Here is a 17,655-nt window from a genome sequence, read left to right as displayed (position 1 = left end):
CGTTAAATATAAGGTTTCCAGTCAGCAATGCACTGTTGAATAAGTTGACAGGTTTCATCAAAAATAGCTTGATCATGTCGATATGGATCGGGCACATTTCGATTTTGCCAATGGCCCAAGCGGTAGGTTTTACCTTTTGCAAAGGGCCAAGTCTGTTCAATATGTTTTTGCTGGTTTTGACTCATGACTAAAATAAGGTCAGCTTTTTTAATATGTTCAGCATTTAGCTTACGAGCTACATGTGGTTGCATATCAATGCCTAATCTTTGCATACAAAGTCGAGCTTTTTCATCAGCTTGATGACCAATAAGCCCTGAAATACCGGCAGACTCAATATTTAACTGAGGGTATTGCTGTTTTAAAAAATACTCTGCCATAGGGCTACGGCAGATATTTCCAATACAGACGACTAAAATATTTTTGAACTGCATAAAATTATTGTCCCAATCGATCTATGTTATATAAAGCGCTTGAGAATGGAATAATTTGATTGACCACACGCTGCCAGCGAGTCAAGCCAGTTGCATCGACATAGACAATATCATTACTACGTAATTTAAACTGATTGGCTAATCCGAAATCACCGATACTCATTAAATTTAAATGGTAAAGCTCGGTTGTACGGTCATTTGGGTTAGTACGTAAAACATAAATACGACTAGCACTAGCAGATAAAGGATTTAGACCTAAACTTTCACCTAAAGCATCGCTTAACGTCATACCCTGATCACGCATTGGTAATGCTTGGTTTTTGCCAGACTCACCCATGACATAAATTTTCTGGTTTTCTCGTGTGCTGACATAAATTGTGTCATTTGGTTGTACTAAAAGTTTATGTAATGAATAACCTGCTTTTTCTAACTCAATTGTATTTAAGTTATAAGTAATACCATTACGAATGAGTTGAACATAGGTATTGTCACCTTTATCCGTTACTCCTCCCGCAAGACCTAAAGCTGTATATACACTTACTGGTTGATCGCTTAAGTAGAATTGTCCACCCTTTATGACGCTACCTTGAACAGAAAAGCGCTGTCCCTCATAAGATAGTACGCGTACTATCACATCTGGATTTTTTAAGAATCTAGCAAGTTGACTGTGTAATTCTCGGTTCACTTGAGAAAGAGTTTTACCAGCTGCTTTATAGCGTCCAACTAGAGGAAATTGGATGTAACCAGTTTGGTCGATTGGATAACCACTTGCTTGTACAGACTGTTCATTATTAACGTTATTTACAGGCGGTGTAATTTCAGGGTAGGCCCAAAGTTGAATCGAAAGAACATCTCCAGGGCTTAAACGATATATTGGCTGTTGGTTTTTAAATAGAGTTGCATAGTCACGTTGATAATCAACCTGTGCAGGCTGTATTGCGGGTAGAGTGTCTTGTGAAATTTTAACGACATTAACCGTAGTTCCAAGGTCGGTTTTATAAACGCCTTCACTTGGGATGTCATAAGTTTGTAAACCGGAGGTAACTGCACAACTCGCAGCACTTAAACTTAAGGCAAGAACAGAAAAAAACTGGCAATACTTCACACGCAACCCTTTGTGTATTTATCTTTAATTGATATTGTCCACTGCATAGTAACAAGTGTCTATTAAACGCAGGATGTCCCGATTCTAGCCGAAAAAAAATTAAAAAACACAGAAAAATCGTAGAGCTTTGTATGTTTAATTTATATCAATACTTTTTATCCTACATAAATAGTAATTTTTTGCTCAACCTGAGAAATAAAAAAACAGGTTATATAAGGAGAGCTTAAGAACTGTAAACACTTTTATACAATTGAATTACGGTTAATAAAAAAAAACTGATATAGTTACGCACGACAATATCCAGTCAAGATATATTTTTTATTATATATACAATTTGTAAGGAATAAGGCTAACTTTTATGCAACTTGCCGATTTAAGAATAGCGATTATAGGTTTAGGTTATGTAGGCTTGCCATTGGCAGTTGAGTTTGGGAAAAAAGTACCTGTAGTTGGTTTTGATATTTATCAAAAACGTATTGATGAGTTAAAAAGTGGTCAAGATCATACGCTAGAGGTTTCACCAGAAGAATTAAAACAAGCAGCTCAATTAAGCTATACTGCAAATTTAGAAGATCTAAAAGATTGTAATTTTTTTATTGTCACTGTTCCAACTCCAATTGATGGCTATAAGCAGCCAGATTTAACCCCTTTGGTTAAAGCTTCTACTAGTATTGGTAAAATTCTAAAAAAAGGTGATATTGTCGTATATGAGTCGACTGTTTATCCAGGTGCTACAGAAGAAGTTTGTATTCCGGTGCTCGAAGAAGTTTCAGGTCTAAAATTTAATCAGGATTTTTTTGCAGGTTATAGCCCAGAACGTATTAATCCTGGCGATAAGTTGCACCGTGTAACTAATATTTTGAAAATTACCTCAGGTTCGACTCCTGAAGTGGCTGATTATGTTGATGAAGTATATAATCTGATTATTGAAGCAGGAACACATAAAGCAGCTAGCATAAAGGTTGCTGAAGCGGCGAAGGTCATTGAAAATACCCAGCGTGATGTCAATATCGCTTTAATTAATGAATTAGCACTTATTTTTAACAAACTTGGTATTGATACAGAAGAGGTGCTTAAAGCAGCTGGTACAAAATGGAATTTCTTACCATTTCGTCCAGGTTTAGTTGGCGGGCACTGTATTGGTGTAGATCCGTATTATTTAACTCATAAAGCCCAAGCTATTGGATATCACCCAGAAATTATTCTAGCAGGGCGTCGATTAAATGATTCAATGGGAGCATATGTTGTTACTCAACTTGTAAAAGGAATGATAAAAAAGAAAATTCAAGTTGAAGGGGCTAAGGTTTTAGTATTAGGTTTGAGCTTTAAAGAAAATTGCCCTGATATTCGTAATACAAAAGTTATTGATATTGTAAAAGAACTACAAGAATATCATATGGATGTTGATGTATATGATCCTTGGATTGATAGTGAAGAAACTCAACACGAATATGGTATTACACCAATTAAGCAACCTACAGCAGGTCAATATGATGCTGTAATATTAGCAGTTGCTCATAATGAATTTAAAGAAATGGGTATAGAGGCAATTCGCTCTTTAGGTAAAACATCGCATGTACTTTATGATCTGAAATATGTTTTAGCTCAATCTGAGTCAGATATCCGTCTATAAAATAATATTTGTTGAGAATAAATATGAATCGCTATGAAGAAGTATTGGAGCAGCTTAAGAGCAATCCTAAAACATGGTTAATAACGGGTGTTGCGGGTTTTATTGGATCAAATCTGTTAGAAACTCTATTAAAATTAAATCAAAAAGTAATTGGCTTAGACAACTTTGCTACAGGTCATCAATATAATCTGGATGAAGTAGAGACTTTAGTGAGCAGTGACCAATGGAAGAATTTTACTTTCTATAATGGTGACATTCGTAACTTAGAGGATTGTCAGAAGGCATGCGCTAACGTTGACTATGTTTTACATCAAGCCGCTCTTGGTTCTGTTCCGCGTTCAATTGCTGATCCAATATTGACAAATAGTGCCAATATTACGGGTTTTTTAAATATGCTCGTTGCAGCAAGAGACGCTCAAGTCAAAAGTTTTACTTATGCTGCGAGTAGCTCTACATATGGTGACCACCCGGCGTTACCAAAAGTAGAAGAAAATATTGGTAATCCATTATCTCCTTATGCGGTAACTAAGTATGTAAATGAGCTTTATGCTGAAGTTTTTGCTCGTACATATGGTTTTAAAGCAATAGGTTTGCGCTATTTTAATGTGTTTGGTAAACGTCAAGATCCTAATGGAGCTTATGCTGCAGTTATTCCAAAATGGACAGCAGCTATGATTCAAGGAGATGATGTATTTATTAATGGTGATGGTGAAACTAGTCGCGATTTTTGTTATATCGAAAATACAGTACAAGCTAATATTTTGGCTGCCATCGCAAATGATGAAGCTAAAAATCAAGTCTATAATGTGGCGGTAGGAGATAGAACTACTTTAAATGATTTGTTTAAGGCTATTAAATCTGCTTTAAACGAAAATGGAATTTCTTGTGACAAAGAACCTGTTTATCGTGAATTTAGAGCTGGTGATGTAAGGCATTCTCAAGCAGATGTAACTAAAATCAAAACATTACTAGGATATGATCCAAAATTTAGAATTTTTGAAGGAATAGGTTTGGCTGTGAATTGGTACTTGTTGAATAATGGTAAATAAATATGTGGAAAATATTTACCGTTTTAGCTCGTATTACTTCATTACTCCCGCTTTTTCTTTTTCATTTTTTTTGGCGTTGTCTAGATATTTTTGACGGAAAATTTGGAGCTGTAGCACGGTATATTCTAATTGCTGGTAGATTAAAAAAATGTGGAACAAATGTTTATATTGGTCCCTTTGTTTCTATTGAAAGTGTTAGAAATTTATCCTTAGGTAATAATGTAAGTATTCATCATCAGTGTACATTAATTTGTTTAGGGGGAATTGATATTGGTGATAATGTAGCAATTGCTCATGCTTCTAGCTTGATTTCTACTAACCATACATGGAATGATAATAATTTACCTATTAAATATAATCCTGTCGTTTGTGACAACTTAGAAATTCATGATGATGTTTGGATAGGTTGCGGAGTGCGTATCTTAGCGGGAGTAAAAATTCCGAAGCGATGTGTTGTTGCAGCTGGTGCTGTTGTTACGAAAAGCTTATCAGACTCAGGAGCTCTATATGGAGGGGTTCCTGTTAAAAAGATACGTGATATATGAAATTTTCTAGAATTTTAGAGGGGCTTCAGATTTTATTTCTGAAGTTCTCTTCACTTTTGATAATGAGTTTAATTTTTCTATTCCTTTGGGTGCAAATGGGAGTTCAAGGAATTGAAGAGTTTGCAACTTACGCAACGATACTCGCACCAATCGTTATGTTTAGTCAATTTAGATATGTTGAATATATTAACATTGTTAATATAAAAGAAGATAAAGAAAAAAGATTTTTACAAAGTTTGTTTGCAAGTGGTATGGTTGTTTTATTACTTTTAGGTATTTTATTTGTTTTTTATTTAGTGACTCATCAACCAATAAAAATTTTAGTTGTTGCTGGTCTCTATAAAGTTTTTGAATTATTTTCAGATATTTATATTTCATTCTTAGTCTCAATTAAAGAACTTAGAAATGCTTTTTTTGTTATATTTAAAAGATTATTCTTAATTTTATTTGGGTTAATATTTTTTTATTTTAAGCAGTTTTCGTTGAATCCTATAGAATTTGTATTTTATTTACTTTTGGGAGTATATTTTACTTTCTTTGTAATAGATGTAGTGGTAGAAAAAAGAAGATTTAATGAAGGTCCAGATATAAAAAATATTACTGACTATATTAAGGATAATTTTTTATATGGTTTTAACTCATTGTTAATTAGTATAAATAGCCTTGTACCAAGATATTTTTTCATTTTTTTTAATGATAAAAAAGGGTTGGGTATTTTTACAATTGTCTATTTGTTAGCCTCTACTACTACTACTTTGATGCAATTTCTAATAAGCGTAAAAGTTAGTTTAATAGAGAAATTTATTGATACAAGATTTAATCAATACTTATTAATTAATTTAATTATCGTTGGATTATGTTTTGGTTTTTATATTTTTATAAATGAATTGAGTGATAACTATTTTTTATTTGGACTATCTTTTGTTGTAATGTTGATTTCATTACTTTTACGAGGGGTTAATTTAACTGCAAGTTTTTCAAAGAAAATGAAAAATGTTATTAATATTGCTCTTATCTTACCAATGATTTTAGTTTCTCTTTTACTGGTTTTTCTATGTTTTTATTATAGAGAATTTGCTTTTAAATTCTCTATTTTATATGTTTTTACCTCTGCATTGATGACAAGTATGATTTTAATGTTTTCTTTAAGGAAGAGTAAATTGATATGTTAATATTGAGCTGTCTATTTTTTGCCTTATTTACGTATCTAATATTTTATTTTATTGCTAGAAAGCAGTCATTCTCGTTTTTGGTAATATCTTTTTTCTTAAATTTATATCACTATATTTTTTCTCTAGGCTTTTATTTTTACTCATTAGGACGACCAAATGATAGTCTTAATTACTATATTTGGGGAACTGAACAATTAGAAAACTTTCCATTTTCTAGTGGTACAGGATTCTTAGTACATTTAGTTCATTTTATAAATTATATATTAAATAGCTATGAAAACGTTTTTTTATTTTTTAGCATGATATCTTCGTGGGTTATTCTATCCTTTTTTTTAATAATCTATAATTTTTATTCCAAGAGAGAAATTTCTTCCAATAGTTTTTTATTCCTTACAATATTACTTTTTATTCCTGGTCTTCATTTCTGGACAGTAGCTATTGGGAAAGATTGCTTGATTTTATTGTTTATATCTTTATTTTTATATGCTTATATTTATAAAAAGATAAAGTTGTTGGTGTTTTCATTAGTTTTCTTGGCATTAATTAGGATTCATGTTTTTGCAATTGTTTTTTTAACTTTTATACTGCATGAATTTATATATGGTAATTTTAAAATTAAGAAAATATCTATGGGTGTTTATAGATTTATAATTTTAGTTTTGTCAATTCCATCACTTTTTGTTTTGTATCAGTTTCTGTTTAGTTTTATTCAAAAATATTCTGAAGATGGTTTCTCGGATATCGGTGGATTTGTAGAAAATAGAAACGAAGCTTACTCTGAGGAGGGCTCAGGATTATTGCTCGCTTCACAACCTTATATATTAAAAATGCTCGCTTTCGTATTAGGTGGTTTACCGTGGTTATCACTAGATCCTCTTTCATTATTTTCAATGGCGGAAGGCGTTGTAGTTATTGGTATTTTACTGTATTCATATTATTATCTTTTTACTAAGGATAAATTTAATAATTCTAAACAAATTTTTATTTTAATATTCATAGCATTATTTATTTTATTTATGCCTTTAATTTCTGCAAATTTAGGTATTATGGTCAGAATGAGAGTAATGTTGTATATACCAATTTTAACGGTTTTACTTATGTTTATGCTTTCTAGTGAAAGGAAAATTTAATTATGAATTTTGTTATTATTTCTAGTTTTCTTCCTTCAATATTAAATTTTCGTGGAAAATTACTTGAAGCTATTCATAAAAAAGGCTATCAAATTCATATTATTGCTCCAGATCTAGAACTATTTCGAGATGAAGTAAATAAATTGCAATTACTTGGTTACTCTGTTTACTCTGTTGAAATGCAAAGAACTGGGACTAATCCAATTGCAGATATAAAAACACTATTTGAAATCTATAAAATTACAAAGAAAATTAAACCAGACTATGTCTTGTCATATACGATTAAACCTGTGATCTATGGCACGCTTGCCGCTTATTTGGCAAAAGTGCCAAATCGTTTTTCACTCATCACAGGATTGGGATATGCTTTTCAGAATGTAGACAGTACAAGTAAAAGAAGCACGTTTCAAAAAGTCGTACATTGGCTTTATAAACAAGCATTAATAAGATCATCCAAGGTTTTTTTTCAAAATCCTGATGACCTTGCTTTATTCAAACAATTAAATTTATTAAGTAATAAGGTGCCAGCCGTAGTTGTCAACGGGTCTGGTGTTAATGTGACTGATTTTGAAGTTGTAAATTTGCCTCGTGCTGTGAATGGTGAAGTTAGGGTTTCATTTTTATTAATTGCTCGATTATTACAAGATAAAGGAATAAGAGAGTATGTAGACGCTGCTAAATTAATTAAAAAAGAATATCCTCAAATTGAATTTAATTTAGTGGGTTGGATAGATGAAAATCCAACCGCAATCAAACAACAAGAATTAGATTCATGGATTGATGGAAAAATTATTAAATATTGGGGAAAGCTTTCTGATGTTCGTCCCGCTATTGCTGAAAGTTCAATTTATGTATTACCTTCATATAGAGAAGGCACACCTCGTACTGTTTTAGAAGCAATGTCTATGGGACGAGCTATTATTACAACAGATGCTCCTGGATGTAGAGAAACTGTAGAGCACGATGGAAATGGTTATTTAGTTGAAGTAAAGTCTGTCACTAGCTTAGAGATGGCAATGAGAAAGTTTATTCAGAATCCTGAATTGGCTGAAATTATGGGAACACGTTCTAGAGAGATTGCATTACATAAATATGATGTACATCAAGTGAATCATCATATGATGACAGAAATGGGAATTAAATAAGTGTTAAAACGTTTACTTGATATCATTATTGCTTCTGTAGCATTAATTCTACTTTCACCTTTATATTTTTATGTTGCATATAAAGTGAAAAAAAACTTAGGTTCGCCAGTATTGTTCCGCCAAGTTCGTCCTGGTTTACATGGTAAGCCGTTTGAAATGATTAAGTTTCGGACAATGAAAGATGCAACAGACTCGCAAGGTAATCCTTTACCAGACAGTGAGCGCCTAACGCCATTTGGTAAAATGCTTCGTTCTACTAGTCTAGATGAAATGCCTGAGCTTTGGAATGTAATCAAAGGTGATATGAGTATTGTAGGTCCAAGGCCCTTATTGATAGAGTACTTGCCACTTTATAATAAAGAACAAGCAAAGCGTCATGATGTACGTCCAGGTATGACTGGTCACGCTCAAGTGAATGGACGCAATGCAATTAGCTGGGAAGAAAAATTTAAACTTGATACCTGGTACGTTGAAAATAGATCACTTTGGTTAGACTTTAAAATAATGCTGCAAACCGTTAAAAAAGTAATCGCTAAAGATGATATTAATGAAGCTGGCGAGGCGACGATGACGAAGTTTACAGGTTCAAAATCGGAAGCAGATAAATGAATAATCAGGTCTATGCTATTTATGGTGCTTCGGGCTGTGGCCGTAGTTTGATGCCTGTTGCAAGACAACAGCTTCAACGTCAGGGTATTTCAGCTGAAATTTATTTTATTGATGATAGTTTACAAGAAGAAAAATTAGTAAATGGCCATAGAGCTTTAAACTATCAATCTTTTAAATCAATAAATTGCTCTTATAAATACGTATTAATTGCAATTGCGAATAGTCAGATCCGTGAAAAAATCGCAAATCAATTGGTTGTTGATGGTGTTAAACTTTGGTCCATCCAAGCTGATAATACAGTAATTATGGATAACGTAAAAATTAGTGAAGGAGCAGCCCTAAGTCCTTTTGTTTCAATTACATCAAACATAAAAATTGGTAAATGTTTTCATGCTAATTTATACAGCTATGTTGAGCATGATTGCGTGATTGGAGACTATGTGACTTTTGCCCCTGGCGTTAAATGCAATGGCAATATTCACATTGAAGATCATGCATATATTGGTGCTGGAGCAGTTATTAAACAGGGCACACCTGATAAGCCTTTAGTAATTGGTAAAGGTGCTATTGTTGGTATGGGCGCCGTAGTAACCAAAAGTGTTCCTGCTGGCGTAACTGTTGTAGGTAATCCTGCAAGAATTTTAGAAAGAAAGTAAGAAATATTTTATTAGGAAGTTAAAATGTTAAACACTGCATTTGAACCATGGCCAAGTTTTACAACAGAAGAAGCTGACGCAGTCAAAAATGTATTACTATCAAATAAAGTAAATTATTGGACCGGTCAAGAGTGTAGAATTTTTGAAAAAGAATTCGCTGAGTTTTCTGATACAAAATATGCGGTTGCTTTAGCAAATGGTACCGTGGCTCTAGATGTCGCATTAAAAGCTTTAGATATTGGTGCAGGTGATGATGTTATTGTGACGTCTCGTACTTTTTTAGCTTCAGCAAGTTCGATTGTAACAGCTGGCGCTAATCCTGTTTTTGCAGATGTAGAATTAGATTCTCAAAATATTTCACGTCGTACTATTGAGGCGGTACTTACACCAAATACTAAAGCCATTATTTGTGTACATTTGGCTGGTTGGATGTGTGATATGGATCCGATTATGCAACTTGCTGCTGAGCGTGGTATATATGTTATTGAAGACTGCGCCCAAGCTCATGGAGCAAAATATAAAGGTAAAGCAGCAGGCTCTATCGGGCATATTGCAGCATGGTCATTTTGCCAAGATAAAATTATGACAACTGGTGGTGAAGGCGGTATGGTCACCACGAGTGATGAAACGCTTTGGAAAAAAATGTGGTCTTATAAAGACCATGGTAAAAGTTACGACAGTATTTATAATAAACAGCACCCACCAGGTTTCCGCTGGTTACATGACTCATTCGGTACTAACTGGCGTATGATGGAAATGCAAGCTGTGATTGGCCGAATTCAGTTAACCCGTATGGCTGAATGGACTAAAAAACGTACTGAAAATGCAGAAAAGATTTTAAAAGCCTTTGACGGCTCTCCTTTCTTTAGTGTTCATACTCCCTGTGTAGATTATGTTCATGCATATTATAAATGCTATGTCCAAGTGAATTTAGAAGCCCTGCCAGATGGTTGGTCACGAGATCGCATTATGCAAGAAATCAACTCTCAGGAAGTGCCTTGTTTTAGTGGGTCTTGTTCTGAAGTTTATTTAGAGCACGCATTTGATGGTACAGCATGGCGTCCAGAAAAGCGTCTAGAAAATGCACAGAAATTAGGTGAAACCAGTTTAATGTTCTTGGTTCATCCAACTTTGAGTCAAGAAAGTATAGAAAAAACGATTCTTGCAATTAATGCTGTTAATAGAGCTTTACAACCATAAAAAATGTGAAGCTATTCACATAGCTTTCTTTTGAATTATGATCTGACTTAAAGTTATGTAACCGCTGCGTAAATTTTATTTCTACTTATATAAGAAATGAGTATAAATATCGCACGGTTACTAGAACGATTAGAAGAGTATTGTGAAAAAGATTATTTATCAGTTTGCGTCAGCTCCTCGGCTTACAAAACAATGTTTTTTGGTTCTTATCGACCTATTCGCTTTTCCTGTTATTTTGTGGCTATGTTATGCCATTCGATTATTTGATTTAGGTGCTGAAGTTATTCCAGGCATTAACTATGGTGTGGCATTTGTTACAATTTTAGCCATCTTAAGCTTAATGTTAACTGGAGTTTATCGCTTTATTGTTCGTACTTTTAATGAAGCCTTTATTGCTAAATTAGCAATTGCGGTTACGTTGATGGTCATTGTTTTATATGGCATGAATGCTTTTTCACCTGCATTTGTTCCGACTTCAATTCCATTAATGTTCGGCTTCTTAATGTTTAGTTGGGTGTGGTGTAGTCGTGCATTTATTCGTTTTATCGTAAAAGCTACGTTACAGACTGGTGAAGAGCGTAAGCGAATTGCGATTTACGGTGCTGGTGATGCAGGGCAGCAAATTGCAGCTGTGCTTTATCGTTCAGGTAATCATTTACCCGTTTTTTTCATTGATGATAATCCATCTTTACAAGACCATATGGTTGGTGGTTTAAAAGTACTATCTTTAGAAAAAGCTTTACAACGTTTTGAAAAGTATAAAACTGATGAAATTTTGCTAGCATTACCTTCAGTCGGTCGTGTGCGTAAAAGTGAAATTATTCAACAGCTAGAACCTGCACATCTCAAAATTACTGAGCTTCCTGGTCTTACACAACTTGTTGATGGTGAGCTCAAAGTTGCAGATATTCGTGAAGTAGACATTATTGATTTACTGGGACGTGACCCTGTACCTCCTGTAGATCATTTACTTGCAAAAAATATCCATAATAAGATTGTTATGGTCACTGGTGCGGGTGGTTCTATTGGTTCTGAGTTATGCCGTCAAATAATTAAAAATCAGCCTAAAATGTTGATTATTTATGAAATTACAGAGTTTGCGCTTTATAGTATAGATAAAGAATTACGTCTAGCGGCTCAATGTGAAATTGTTCCTATTTTAGGTACAGTGCAAGATCAGCAGAAATTAGAACGTATTATTGAGCAATATGGTGTTCAGACCGTTTACCATGCTGCTGCCTATAAACATGTACCTTTAGTTGAGTGTAATCCAATTGCAGGATTAAAGAACAACGCGATTGGTACTGCGAATAGTCTAAATGCAGCTGTGAAAAAAGGTGTGGAGACATTCGTTCTCATCTCGACCGATAAAGCAGTGCGTCCTACTAATGTCATGGGTGCATCAAAACGTATGGCAGAGCTTTACTGCCAAGCCATGGCTGAAGCTCAAAAACAGACTCAAATTAGTATCGTGCGTTTTGGTAATGTATTAGGATCTTCTGGCTCAGTAGTACCGTTATTCAAACAACAAATTGCCAAAGGTGGTCCAATTACTGTGACTCATCCAGAAGTAACACGCTACTTCATGACTATTCCTGAAGCATCTCAGTTAGTTATTCAAGCTGGTGCTCTAGGTAGAGGTGGTGATGTATTTTTACTTGATATGGGTGAACCTGTCCGTATTCAGGATTTAGCTCGACAAATGATTTCTTTAAGTGGCTTAACCGTGCGTGAACAAGGTTCAATGCAAGGGGATATCGAAATTCAATATAGTGGATTACGCCCAGGTGAGAAACTTTATGAAGAATTGTTAATTGATCAAGAGAATACTGAATATACCGAGCATAGTAGGATTCTTCGATCATTTGAGAAATTCTATCCTCTTACAGAAATTCAAGAAGTTTTTGATCGAGTAAATAATATGACAGCTGTCCAGCAAGATATTGATTGGGCGTTATGTCAACTTGAACACTATGTTGATGGCTATAAACGTAGTAAAGATATTATGGTTAATTAGAGAGTGAATGTGTGATTAAAAAGGCAGTTTTACCTGTAGCTGGATTAGGTACACGTTTTTTACCGGCAAGTAAGTCAATTCCTAAAGAAATGGTCACAGTAGTTGATCGTCCTGCGATTGAATATGTAGTGCGTGAAGCTGTGGAAGCAGGAATTGAGCAAATTATTCTGGTAACGCACTCATCTAAAGCATCAATTGAAAATTATTTTGATCGAAACTTTGAACTTGAAACGACTTTAGAGCAAAAGAAAAAGTTTGATTCGCTTGATGAGATTACTCAGATTATCCCATCTCATGTAAGCGTAGTGAGTGTAAGACAGCCTCAACCTTTGGGGTTGGGGCATGCTGTTTTATGTGCAAAAAGTATTATTGGTCAAGATGATTTTGCTGTGTTATTACCAGATGTATTAGTTAAAGATAGCTCAGGGCAAAATGATTTATCGCGTATGATTTCTCGTTATGAAGTGAGCCAAGCTGCTCAAATCATGGTTGAAGCAGTACCCGATAATCTGGTAGATCAGTATGGGATTGTCGATGTAAAACAGAGCCCGGCTGAGGGTGAAAGTATTGTCATGCAGGGTATTGTAGAAAAGCCTGCTGTCGGCTCTGCACCTTCTAATTTATCTGTAGTCGGACGTTATATTTTACCGGCTAAGATTATGCAGCTTCTAGAGAATACGCCGAAAGGAGCGGGCAATGAAATTCAGTTAACTGATGCTATTGCGATGCTTCAAAGTACAGACATAGTGGAAGCCTATCGGATGCAAGGTCAAACTTTTGACTGTGGCAGTAAACTTGGTTATTTGAAAGCTGTACTACATTATGGTGTTGCACATCCTAAATTGGGATTAGAATTTAAACATCTGATTCAAGAACTTAAACTATAAAGTTTTGTAGCTCTGCTTAAGTATTTGTAAAAACTGCTGAATATGGTAGCAGAGCAGTATATTCTTTTCCTGGAAAAGGAATAGAAATCTATAAATCAGGTGTGCAATGAAAATCGCAGTATTTGGAACGACGTTACATGCCGGTGTTATGGCGGCATTATTGGCTGAATATGGTAACCAAATTTATTGGTGTACCTGTGTAAGTTGTGAAGAAGATGTTTCTGTCCTTGCGTATCAAGATCAAGAAGTAAATAATTATTTAAATAAACAAAGAAAAGCAGGTTTTTTAATTGAGAGCCCTTTTTCCGAGATCCCTTTAGATATTGAAGTATATTTATTTTGTTTTAGTCCTACACAAATTGAACTTGCTTTAAAAACCGTACAAAAACTGAGTGAGCGACCAATTGTTCATCCTAGATTAATGATTAATGGTTCAACTTTTGGTTTACACGGTACAGAAAAATTAAAACAGCACTTGCCAAAAGATGAGTGGGTTTACTTTCCTGATGTGATTCAGGAGGGTAATGCTATCAATAGTGTATTGAATGTAAAACATGTCATTGTTGGTGTTGAATCTAGGAATGCAAGTGAGACCATGCAAGAGTTACTGCGTCCTTTTTTCCAATTTAGTTATCAATATTTATTTATGCCAATTTTAGATGCGGAGTTTACCAAACTTAGTATCTCGGGCATGTTGGCTACCCGTATTAGTTATATGAATGACTTAGCGATGGTTGCCGAAAAGCTAGGTATTGATATTGCGAATGTAAAGCATGGTATTGCCGCTGATACACGTATTGGCGCTGCATATTTATCGCCAGGTGTGGGATTTGGTGGTGAGAATTTCTCACACGATATTTTAACGCTTTCGAGTACCGTATCTGAAACAGGAACAAAAAGCCGTCTTTTAGAACAAGTGTGGGCGATTAATGAGCAACAGAAAGAAATCTTATTCCGTAAATTATGGAATTACTATCACTGTAGTCTAAAAGGCAAAACGGTTGCGATTTGGGGCGCTTCTTTTAAAGAAAATACTTCAAATATACATAACTCACCGATCCATATTTTATTGGCTGCGTTATGGGCACAAGGCGTAATAGTGCGCCTGCATGATCCTCAAGCTTTAGATGAAATAGCTGCGACTTATGGGGCTCGTGAAGATTTAATTTTATGCACTGATCAATATGAAGCTGTACAAGGTGCCCATGCATTGTGCTTAGTCACGGCATGGAAGCAATATTGGAGCCCTGACTTTAAGCAACTACAACAGTTAATGAAACATCCGTTAATTTTAGATGGACGTAATATTTATGATCCAGCATATGTAAAAGCGAAAGGTTTTGCTTATGAAGGAGTAGGTCGCTTATGAGTAAATCAATTGAGCAATTTCCGAAGGAATTAGTTTCACCTCTAGCTCATCTTCAAACTTTAGGTGAAGAAAACTCAAAATTACATATCAAAGAGTTATTTGCTTTAGAGCCAGATCGTTTTCATAATTACTCAGTAAAGTTTGATCAATTATTTTTTGATTACAGTAAGCATCGGGTAACTAAAGATATTTTAGGACAGTTAGTGGCTCTTGCGAAGAATAGAAACTTAACCCAATGGATTAATTGTCTTTTTTCACAAGATAAAATTAACTGTACCGAACAACGCGAAGCAATGCACTGGGCATTGCGTTTACCCGCTGACTATTCAAAGTTTCCAGAATTAACGGCACAAGTCCATAGTCAGTTAGAACGTATGTATGCCTTAGTGGAAAAAATCCATGCAGGGCAATATCGTGGTGCTACTGGTGAAGTGATCCAGGATGTTGTCAATATTGGAGTGGGTGGTTCTGATTTAGGACCACAAATGGTGACTCATGCGTTGTCTGATTTTAAGGTGAAAACGGCTAAGCCCCTTAACACTCATTTTGTTTCAACGATGGATGGTAGTCAGCTATCAGAACTACTCCATCAACTTCGCCCAGAAACTACTTTATTTATTATTTCTTCAAAATCTTTTGGGACGATTGATACCTTATCAAATGCCCAAACAGTACGTCAGTGGTTAGAAAAGACATTAGGGAAACATGCCCGCGTATTAAAAAGCCATTTTATTGGAGTGTCCACAAAAGCTGACAAAATGTCTGAATGGGGAATTGCACCTGAAAATCAATTATTGCTATGGGATTGGGTAGGTGGTCGCTATTCATTGTGGTCTTGTATTGGTTTACCTATTGCTTTGACGATTGGTATTGACGGATTTAAGCAACTTTTAGCAGGAGCTCACGCCGTCGATGAGCATTTTCAAAATACGAGTTTTGATCAAAATATTCCTGTTTTAATGGCATTATTAGGAATTTGGAATAATAATTTTTTAAATATTCAGACTCATGCCATTTTGCCTTATGATGGACGTTTAAAATATTTTGCTGCTTATTTACAACAGTTAGAAATGGAATCTAACGGTAAGTCGGTGCAGCGCAATGGTCAAAAAGTTGAGCTAGATACTTGCCCAATTGTGTGGGGTGAAGTTGGTCCAAATGCTCAACATGCCTTTTATCAATTGCTACATCAAGGCTCCCAAGCAGTCAGCTGCGATTTTATTGCCCCTATACAACGTTATAATGCAGACCACTTTACCTATGCTGAAAACGCAGATGCCTTAGTTGAGCAACATCATCTTGCTCTCTCTAATTGCTTGGCGCAATCACGCTTATTGGCATTCGGTAATGAAGCTTTGGATTCAACTGAATTAGAAAATTTACCAATTTATAAGCAATATGAAGGTAATCAGCCGAGTTCTACCCTATTATTAAAAGAACTAAATCCTTATAGTTTGGGAATGTTAATTGCTTTATATGAACATAAAGTTTTTGTTCAATCTGTAATTTGGAATATTAATCCATTTGACCAGTGGGGGGTTGAAAAGGGTAAACAAATCGCTGATCAGTTACTCCCGATTTTAAGTGGCGTTCAAAATGATTCTTCAAAACTTGATGCCTCAACACGTGGATTAATTAAAATATTGTTAGGAAAAGTAGATGGCTAAAATTTTAGTCACTGGCGGGGCAGGTTATATTGGTTCACACACATGTGTTGAACTTTTGCAGGCTGGTCATGAAGTTATCGTTTTTGATAATCTTTCAAATAGTTCTGAAGAATCTTTAAATAGAGTTCAAGATATCGCCCAAAAAAGTTTAACTTTTGTACATGGTGACATCCGCAATGCAGATGAGTTGGACCGTGTATTTCAAATACATACTATTGATGCGGTTATTCACTTCGCAGGTTTGAAAGCAGTGGGTGAAAGTCAGGAAAAGCCACTCATTTATTTTGATAATAATATTGCCGGCAGCGTTCAACTGGTTAAATCGATGGAAAAGGCAGGTGTCTATACGCTTGTATTTAGCTCATCTGCAACAGTTTATGATGAAGCCAATATATCTCCATTAAATGAAGAAATGCCAACAGGTATGCCAAGTAATAACTATGGCTATACTAAACTGATTGTTGAGCAATTATTACAAAAATTGTCCGCATCTAATCCAAAATGGTCAATCGCATTACTTCGTTATTTTAACCCAGTCGGTGCACATAAAAGTGGACGTATTGGGGAAGACCCACAGGGTATTCCAAATAATTTAATGCCGTATGTGACACAAGTTGCTGTTGGTCGCCGCGAGAAACTATCCATTTATGGTAATGATTATGAAACTGTGGATGGTACTGGTGTGCGTGACTATATCCATGTGGTCGATTTAGCGAATGCGCACTTATGTGCTCTCAATAACCGATTGAATGCGACAGGTTGTCGTGCATGGAATATCGGTACGGGTAATGGTTCATCTGTTTTACAAGTTAAGGATACATTTGAAAAAGTTAATGGCGTGCCTGTAGCTTTCGAATTTGCACCGCGGAGATCTGGAGATGTAGCCACATCTTTTGCAGACAATAGTCGGGCAGTTGCTGAGTTGGGTTGGCAGCCGCAATATGGTTTAGAAGATATGCTTGCTGATAGTTGGAATTGGCAGAAGCAAAACCCTAATGGCTATAACTAAATAAATAACAATAAAAAAGGAGCAAATTGCT

Annotated in this window: 16 protein-coding genes; 14 read left to right on the top strand and 2 right to left on the bottom strand. The window is 35.0% G+C overall.

Annotated features, from left to right (window positions below; translation table 11 throughout):
- Window positions 1-2 precede the first annotated feature (2 nt).
- Together JGE69_RS16830 and JGE69_RS16825 are read right to left on the bottom strand one after the other, a co-directional pair.
- Window positions 3-431, bottom strand: coding sequence for a low molecular weight protein-tyrosine-phosphatase (locus JGE69_RS16830; protein WP_060466533.1), 429 nt, complete (start codon window positions 429-431; stop codon window positions 3-5).
- Window positions 432-435: 4 nt separating this feature from the next.
- Window positions 436-1,536, bottom strand: coding sequence for a polysaccharide biosynthesis/export family protein (locus tag JGE69_RS16825; protein WP_060466534.1), 1,101 nt, complete (start codon window positions 1,534-1,536; stop codon window positions 436-438).
- A 358-nt stretch (window positions 1,537-1,894) separates the two neighbouring features.
- Here JGE69_RS16825 and tviB point away from each other — a divergent pair, with 358 nt between their 5' ends.
- The 14 genes from tviB to galE all read left to right on the top strand — a co-directional run bounded on the left by tviB (window position 1,895) and on the right by galE (window position 17,624).
- Window positions 1,895-3,169 carry a Vi polysaccharide biosynthesis UDP-N-acetylglucosamine C-6 dehydrogenase TviB gene (gene tviB, locus JGE69_RS16820; protein ID WP_199114017.1) on the top strand — a complete coding sequence of 425 codons (1,275 nt, stop codon included), beginning with the start codon at window positions 1,895-1,897 and terminating at the stop codon, window positions 3,167-3,169.
- A 23-nt stretch (window positions 3,170-3,192) separates the two neighbouring features.
- Window positions 3,193-4,218, top strand: coding sequence for an NAD-dependent epimerase/dehydratase family protein (locus JGE69_RS16815; protein WP_199114019.1), 1,026 nt, complete (start codon window positions 3,193-3,195; stop codon window positions 4,216-4,218).
- A gap of 2 nt (window positions 4,219-4,220) precedes the next feature.
- Window positions 4,221-4,763, top strand: coding sequence for an acyltransferase (locus JGE69_RS16810; RefSeq protein ID WP_081325600.1), 543 nt, complete (start codon window positions 4,221-4,223; stop codon window positions 4,761-4,763).
- On the top strand, window positions 4,760-5,935 hold the full coding sequence (locus JGE69_RS16805; protein WP_203250352.1) for a hypothetical protein: 1,176 nt from the start codon (window positions 4,760-4,762) through the stop codon (window positions 5,933-5,935). The genes JGE69_RS16810 and JGE69_RS16805 overlap by 4 nt, the downstream gene beginning before the upstream one ends.
- Window positions 5,929-7,065, top strand: coding sequence for a hypothetical protein (locus tag JGE69_RS18100; RefSeq protein ID WP_060466538.1), 1,137 nt, complete (start codon window positions 5,929-5,931; stop codon window positions 7,063-7,065). Before JGE69_RS16805 ends, JGE69_RS18100 begins: the two co-directional genes overlap by 7 nt.
- A 2-nt stretch (window positions 7,066-7,067) precedes the next feature.
- Window positions 7,068-8,210, top strand: coding sequence for a glycosyltransferase family 4 protein (locus tag JGE69_RS16795; RefSeq protein ID WP_060466539.1), 1,143 nt, complete (start codon window positions 7,068-7,070; stop codon window positions 8,208-8,210).
- Window positions 8,211-8,819 carry a sugar transferase gene (locus tag JGE69_RS16790; RefSeq protein WP_069121867.1) on the top strand — a complete coding sequence of 203 codons (609 nt, stop codon included), beginning with the start codon at window positions 8,211-8,213 and terminating at the stop codon, window positions 8,817-8,819. It begins immediately after the preceding gene.
- Window positions 8,816-9,475, top strand: coding sequence for an acetyltransferase (locus tag JGE69_RS16785; protein WP_069121868.1), 660 nt, complete (start codon window positions 8,816-8,818; stop codon window positions 9,473-9,475). Before JGE69_RS16790 ends, JGE69_RS16785 begins: the two co-directional genes overlap by 4 nt.
- Before the next feature lie 24 nt (window positions 9,476-9,499).
- The gene (locus tag JGE69_RS16780) at window positions 9,500-10,675 is read left to right on the top strand and encodes a DegT/DnrJ/EryC1/StrS family aminotransferase (protein ID WP_069121870.1); all 1,176 of its coding nucleotides are present in this window, start codon (window positions 9,500-9,502) and stop codon (window positions 10,673-10,675) included.
- A gap of 142 nt (window positions 10,676-10,817) precedes the next feature.
- Entirely contained in the window at window positions 10,818-12,692 is a 1,875-nt protein-coding gene (locus JGE69_RS16775; protein WP_069121871.1) for a nucleoside-diphosphate sugar epimerase/dehydratase, read from the top strand.
- An 11-nt stretch (window positions 12,693-12,703) separates the two neighbouring features.
- A complete protein-coding gene (gene galU / locus JGE69_RS16770; protein ID WP_069121872.1) occupies window positions 12,704-13,579 on the top strand; it encodes a UTP--glucose-1-phosphate uridylyltransferase GalU in 876 nt (291 codons plus the stop codon).
- Between the two features lie 106 nt (window positions 13,580-13,685).
- Window positions 13,686-14,948 carry a nucleotide sugar dehydrogenase gene (locus JGE69_RS16765; RefSeq protein ID WP_069121874.1) on the top strand — a complete coding sequence of 421 codons (1,263 nt, stop codon included), beginning with the start codon at window positions 13,686-13,688 and terminating at the stop codon, window positions 14,946-14,948.
- Window positions 14,945-16,615 (top strand): glucose-6-phosphate isomerase, encoded by a 1,671-nt coding sequence (gene pgi, locus JGE69_RS16760; protein ID WP_069121875.1) that lies wholly within the window; start codon window positions 14,945-14,947, stop codon window positions 16,613-16,615. The genes JGE69_RS16765 and pgi overlap by 4 nt, the downstream gene beginning before the upstream one ends.
- A complete protein-coding gene (gene galE / locus JGE69_RS16755; RefSeq protein WP_199114021.1) occupies window positions 16,608-17,624 on the top strand; it encodes a UDP-glucose 4-epimerase GalE in 1,017 nt (338 codons plus the stop codon). Before pgi ends, galE begins: the two co-directional genes overlap by 8 nt.
- Window positions 17,625-17,655: the final 31 nt, after the last annotated feature.

The organism is Acinetobacter sp. C13 (assembly GCF_016809775.1).
In the GTDB taxonomy this organism is placed as follows: Bacteria; Pseudomonadota; Gammaproteobacteria; order Pseudomonadales; family Moraxellaceae; genus Acinetobacter; species Acinetobacter pittii.
The sequence above is the reverse complement of the archived record's forward strand: the minus strand, read 5'-3'. Positions and strand labels throughout refer to the sequence as shown.